Annotated in this window: 2 protein-coding genes and 1 pseudogene; 1 reads left to right on the top strand and 2 read right to left on the bottom strand. The window is 68.1% G+C overall.

What is annotated here, in order from left to right:
* Nucleotides 1-371, bottom strand: a 371-nt coding sequence (locus DSP71_RS24255; protein ID WP_258546532.1) for an alpha/beta fold hydrolase, incomplete at its 3' end; no start/stop codon positions are given.
* 67 nt (nucleotides 372-438) lie between these two features.
* Complete coding sequence (locus DSP71_RS18105) at nucleotides 439-1,323, bottom strand: neutral zinc metallopeptidase (RefSeq protein ID WP_113681748.1); 885 nt, start codon at nucleotides 1,321-1,323, stop codon at nucleotides 439-441.
* 52 nt (nucleotides 1,324-1,375) lie between these two features.
* Between DSP71_RS18105 and DSP71_RS18100 the strand changes: the two are divergent.
* Nucleotides 1,376-1,758: pseudogene (locus DSP71_RS18100) on the top strand (malate dehydrogenase); the annotation flags it as partial.

Here is a 1,758-nt window from a genome sequence, read left to right as displayed (position 1 = left end):
AGCGCACTTCCCCACGATCCTCCGAACACCTGCCACCTCTCGATGCCGAGGTTCTTACGCAGCAGCTCGATGTCGGCGATCAGGTGGGCCGTCGTGATGTAGCGGAGGTCGGCGTCGGGAGCACTCGCATGCGGGGTGCTGCGTCCGCAGCCGCGCTGGTCGAACAGCACGATCCGGTAGCGCTTCGGGTCGAAGAACCGCCGCTGCCAGGGGGACGTCCCGCTGCCGGGGCCGCCGTGGAGGAAGACCACGGGCCTGCCGTCAGGATTGCCGCTGACCTCCCAGTAGACGCGGTGGCCGTCGCCGACGAGCAGCTCCCCGGTCTCGTACGGCTCTATCGGTGGATACAGTGCATCCGTCTTCTTCATCATCGGTCCCCCGGCCGGTCGTGCTGACTACATCGTCAACGGTAGCGGACGTTCTCGCACCTGTCCGGTATCACGGATCCAGCTGATCGGCGGGCAGGGTCAGCACCTGCGCGCACACACCCAGACCGTTCTGGTAGCCCTCGGCGAACCATCGCTTCCTCTGTTCGCTGGAGCCGTGCGTCCAAGTCTCCGGATTCGAGAAGCCGGACTGCTCCTGGATGTGGTCGTCGCCCACGGCCTCTGCCGCGTTCAGCGCGTCCTCGATCTGCTGCTCCGTCGGCTTCTCCAGGTACGGATTGCCTTCGGCGTCCTCCTGCTCCGTCATCCGCCCGAGCCAGCCGCCGGCGTAGCAGTCGGCCTGCAGCTCGATGCGCACTCCGTTGCTACCGGGGCCCGTTCCGTTGTTCGGGTAACGGTCCATATCGCCTGTGATGTTCTGGATGTGGTGCCCCCACTCGTGGCCCACGATGTAGAGCTGGGCGAGATCACCGGCCGAAGCTCCGAACTGCTGCTGCATGAGCTGGAAGAACGTGGGGTCGACGTACACCTTCTCCTCCGGCGGGCAGTAGAACGGCCCGACGGCGTTGGAGGCGGTGCCGCACTGCGTCGAGGTCGCCCCGTCGACGACGATCATCTCCGGCGCGCGGTAGCCCTCGACATTGTCGCTCCAGAAGGCATCGAGGGCGACCTGCGCACCCGCCATGCGGCAGTCGACGTTCGCGTTGGCATCGGCCCCCGTGTCGCAGTTCTCGATGGCCGATCCGCCGGCCGGCTCGGTGCCTCCGCTCGGAGCGCCGCCGCCGACCAACCCGCTGAGGTCGATGCCGAGCAGAGGACCGGCGATGAGCGCGATGAGCGCGAGCACTCCCACGCCGGAACCGCCGGCGATGGCCGCTGTGCGGCCGCGTCGACGCGTGGTGTTGCCCGAGATGTCGGCATCGGGATTGAAGGTCATGCGTCGAGATTACTCCGAGCAGAAGCATGTCGAACGGACGTAGGCTCGGGGCATGACGACCACGATCACCATCACCGGCGCGGGCGGACAGATCGGCTACGCACTCCTCTTCCGCATCGCGGCCGGAGACCTGCTCGGGCCGGACGAGAAGGTGCGGCTGCGACTGCTGGAGATCCCGCAGGGACTCGGTGCGGCGGAGGGCGCAGCACTGGAGTTGCAGGACGGTGCGTTCGGGTTGCTCGAACACGTCGAGGTGACGGATGACGCGGCGGTGGGCTTCGATGGCGCCGACCTCGCGCTGCTCGTCGGCGCACGTCCGCGCGGGCCCGGCATGGAGCGCGCCGATCTGCTCGCCGCCAATGGCGGCATCTTCGGCCCCCAGGGTGCAGCCATCGCCGCGAACGCGGCCTCCGGTGTCCGGGTCACGGTCGTCGG

Source organism: Microbacterium sp. H6, assembly GCF_003314775.1.
GTDB classification, from domain to species: domain Bacteria; phylum Actinomycetota; class Actinomycetes; order Actinomycetales; family Microbacteriaceae; genus Microbacterium; species Microbacterium oxydans.
The sequence above is the reverse complement of the archived record's forward strand: the minus strand, read 5'-3'. Positions and strand labels throughout refer to the sequence as shown.